The sequence below is a fragment of the Phormidium sp. CCY1219 genome (assembly GCF_035615515.1).
Classification (GTDB): Bacteria; Cyanobacteriota; Cyanobacteriia; order Cyanobacteriales; family Laspinemataceae; genus CCY1219.
In genome coordinates this window covers 1-3,887 of sequence record NZ_JAJENT010000868.1, presented here as the reverse complement: position 1 = coordinate 3,887, position 3,887 = coordinate 1, and the positions used below count along the sequence as shown (strand labels likewise).

4 protein-coding genes are annotated in these 3,887 nt (G+C 50.0%); 2 read left to right on the top strand and 2 right to left on the bottom strand.

Going from position 1 to position 3,887, the window contains the following annotated elements:
• Nucleotides 1-510 precede the first annotated feature (510 nt).
• Together LKK83_RS28260 and LKK83_RS28255 are read right to left on the bottom strand one after the other, a co-directional pair.
• On the bottom strand, nt 511-1,146 hold the full coding sequence (locus LKK83_RS28260) for a (2Fe-2S) ferredoxin domain-containing protein (RefSeq protein WP_324634798.1): 636 nt from the start codon (nt 1,144-1,146) through the stop codon (nt 511-513).
• 113 nt (nt 1,147-1,259) lie between these two features.
• Nucleotides 1,260-1,499 (bottom strand): Asr1405/Asl0597 family protein, encoded by a 240-nt coding sequence (locus LKK83_RS28255; RefSeq protein WP_324634797.1) that lies wholly within the window; start codon nt 1,497-1,499, stop codon nt 1,260-1,262.
• Nucleotides 1,500-1,997: 498 nt separating this feature from the next.
• On the opposite strand from LKK83_RS28255, the gene LKK83_RS28250 reads away from it, so the two are divergent.
• Entirely contained in the window at nt 1,998-2,534 is a 537-nt protein-coding gene (locus tag LKK83_RS28250; RefSeq protein ID WP_324634796.1) for a Dps family protein, read from the top strand.
• Between the two features lie 763 nt (nt 2,535-3,297).
• On the top strand, nt 3,298-3,798 hold the full coding sequence (locus LKK83_RS28245; RefSeq protein WP_324634795.1) for a transcriptional repressor: 501 nt from the start codon (nt 3,298-3,300) through the stop codon (nt 3,796-3,798).
• The last annotated feature ends 89 nt before the right edge of the window (nt 3,799-3,887 follow it).

Here is a 3,887-nt window from a genome sequence, read left to right as displayed (position 1 = left end):
GCTCGCCGTTCTCACTGGCATCGATGCCAATACCCTCGGCGTGGAGGACTTCTTCACTGTCGGGTAATCCCGTAGGGTAAGTGCGAAACGCACTTACCCCCCCCAGATGGGATACAGTTAAGCAAGGGTGCAAACCTTCGCAGTCGCATTTATTGGGGGGGAGGCGGTAGCTCTGGAGAAACCTTCCCCCCTGGGGGAACGAGTTAAAACGTGCAAATTATTTTGCCTAAGTGCTTATCAATCTGCAATATTATTTTCTTCTAAAAGCTTGACAATTGCGGATTTTTATGGTATAATATATGTCGTTTAATCCAAAACCCTTTTTCACCCCAATCCACCAGCCGTAATCTTAGTCCGCGTAGGCGGACTTAACCTGCTAAGGCGCGATTTCAATCTCCCGCCTTTCAATTTTCTCACACTACTCTAGCGCCCAAAAATATGAGAATTGAGAATTAACAAAATTTGCAATTCTCAATTCTCAATTCTCTCACCGAAGTGCTTGCCGAACCATTAAAAGTGGTTGGCAATCAAGTGAGGAATTTCCTGGGGGTCTATTTTGCTATAGCGGGTTTTATCTGGCATGACAATCACATTCGGTCCGGCTTTGCAGCGTTTCATGCAGCCGGTGCCTTTAATCGTCACCGCATCGTCTAACCCATGATGGCGCAAATGGTCTTGCAGGGCGTCGCAGATTGCACTCCCGCCGCGCTTGCGACAAGCGGACTTTTGACAAACCAAAATCGAGGCTTTCTTTTTGCGGGGGGTTTTCTCTGCGTTGCCGTTAGTCTGAGAGTGAGAGCAATTGTCGGCAATCGGACAGTGGGGCGCGATCGCGCATTCTTCAGTTTCCTGGGGCGCTGACGATGCAGTTCCGACGGGCAGCACAATGCGATCGGCCTTTAATTTCACCTTACCGCTTTTCGGGTTGAATTTTTTCTCACCCTCAACCTGCACCCAGTCGCCGGGGGTCAAGCGCGCTTGCCATACGGCGCGTTCCTTTTTCGAGCAATCGAGCGTGATACAGCGTTCTCCGCGATCTGTGGAAAGACCGAATTGCTTGCCCGCCTTGCCTTTCTTTTTGCTGACAAAGCCGAGGAAGCGTCCTTCCAACTCGAGTTCTGACGTTTGTTTTTTAGACTTACCCATTGTTTCCTGTTCCTTGTGATGACTGTCCTAATCGTTCGATGACCCGCCCTTATCTGCTGTCGGGATACACCCCAATCCCAAACTTGCAGGGGCGATAAACCAGCGATCGCTGACTAATCCTGCCAGCAGCGTTCCAACCACTGGACTAACCTTGGGCGCGACATCTGCAACTGCTGCGAAACGCTCCAAAACTGTACCGCCGTCCCCGCATTTAAGGGAACTCGCAAGGGTTGATTCGCTTCGCACCAACAGGAAATCCCCAATTCCTGTAAGCGGCGATACATCTGCCACTTATTGCTGCCGTGAACTTCTAGCATCTGTCCGGTGTGTGATTTTTGCTCGGATGACTCCATGCGATCGCCCTCTAAACTGCAAAAAATTTTCAGTAACTAGATAGCGGCCTCCCCCTGTCGTTAATTTTTTTTTAACAATTTGCCGAGGCAAGCCGTTGTTCGGTCTTCATCAACCCTACCGCAAATGACAAAGATTCTCATCTGTTTTCAGCCGGAAATTCATAAAACTTTACAATAAGCCTCGGCTAGAAAAATGACTATGGCGGCGATCGCGCCTCAATCCAGCCGCCAGCGCCACGGCTAGCGTACTTGTAACCTCTCAACCCTGTCAAAATCTATTTTCATTATAACATATCCTCAGTAAACTATCAGCAACAGATGAATTACAGCGAGAAACAACCAAAGTAACAGATAAATAATTCACAATAGTTAACGATTCCCTTTCCCGGCGGAAAACTTTTGCCAGTTTGTATCCCAGGTACTTAACGCCAGAAAGGCGAGATGCTAGGCTCCTCTCATTAAGCAACAGTTGTTGCAAATGAGAGGAGAACCAAAACAATGGCTAAAATTCAGAGTGCCTTGCGCCCCTTTGGAGAAGTAGCAGACAATCCCCTGTTGCTCGATCGCGCCGTAACCGTGCCGGTGTGCGAGGGATTAAACGTCTTGTTGGCAAGCTTTCAGGGATTGTACCTGCAGTACCAAAAGCATCATTTTGTGGTAGAAGGAGCCGAATTTTACTCCTTACACCAGTTTTTCCAAGACAGTTACGAACAAGTGCATGAGCACATTCACGAAATAGGAGAGCGCCTCAACGGATTAGGGGGGATTCCCGCCGCCAGTTTCAGCCAGTTAGCGCAACTGTGCGAGTTCACTCTCGAACCCGATGGGTTGTATTATGCTCGCCAGATGGTAGAAAACGACTTGAGTGCCGAACAGGCGATGATTCAGTTATTGCGGCGACAGGCAAGCCAAGCGGAAAGCCTAGGCGATCGCGCGACCCGCTATTTGTACGAAAAAATTCTTCTAGAAACCGAAGAGCGGGCCTATCATCTGGCGCATTTCTTAGCCAACGATAGCTTAGTGGTTTCGGTCTAAGCTGTGGCGGTTGCTACAAGCTGTGAAATTTAAAGCAAGTCAACCTCCATAAATTAGGACAACCGCATCTTGTCCAATTCAGCAAGACAATAACCGGGGGGCAACCCGTGGCTCACCCAACCCGTGAGCGAGTTGCAGCCCTCGTGCCTGAGTCACCTTTGTGCATAGAACGCAATCCCAGAGGTAGAGCAGACAAATACTGCTCTGCCTTAAAAAATGGGCGGGGGAGAGTGGGAAATGGCGGGGGTTGAGGCGAAACGGGCGCGGGGGAAAGCGATCGCGCATCCCTCCGAATTGTGGTCAAACCCTGGCCTAAAAATTCCCCTGCGTCGGCGCAAGAGTTGCGGGGGGTTCGCCGCTACTGGATAAATTGATAGTTTTTTTCATTAAATTCGCCCTTTATCGGACAAAAATCTCCTCAATTCCGAGAGACAAGGGCGAGAAAAATAGAGAGATTGAGGCAATTCTGAAGAAGATGTCACAAAAATTCATCAAAAAAGACTTGCAATAAGTCCCGAATTCTGTATTACTGTTAACCATTGGCTTATTGAATATTTATTTCAATAAGGCCGAGACCCGTCCTAGAGGAGATAGCTTTCAATTGCCCACCCAAGCGGGTTTGAGCATGACTGATTCGGAGTTGATGCCCAATGTGGGCGAGCGAGGGGAAGAAAGCAGCCCCAGGCCCAGCCGGATGATGGCTCAAACCCCACCCCCACCGCAACATCATCCATAACCATCCAGCCGATGCAAGCGAACTATCATGGCCTTTTACACCGCCGCAGCACTCAAAAACGAACTTCAACAGAGGGGATTTCGCCTGACGCCCCAGAGAGAGAAGATATTGCGCGTTTTTCAAACCCTGCCCCAGGGCAAGCATCTGAGTGCCGAAGAACTGCGCTACTGGCTCGATCGCGAAGGAGAGAAAGTCAGCCTATCCACCATTTATCGAACCGTAAAATTAATGGCGCAGCTAGGGATTTTGCGGGAACTAGAATTTGCCGAAGGCCACAAACACTACGAACTGAACAAACCCTCAGAACACCACCATCATCTGGTATGCGTGCAATGCCACCAGACCATAGAATTCAAAAACGAAGCGATCGCCGAACTGTGCAGCGCCCAAGCCGAAGCCAGACAATTCGAACTGCTTGACTGCCAACTGACCCTGCATTGCGTCTGTTTGGAAGCAGTGCAAGAAGGGTGGCCCTACCTCCTGCCCGATAATTGGGTGTGTCCCAAAGCCCACAGGCCCCTGGGCTGAGACCGAAAGTTTACGTGACGTACTCCCGACGCCGACCGCTTAGGCGGTACGGCGCGGGCTTCTGGGCCGAGACCTTTGAGATCTGGGTT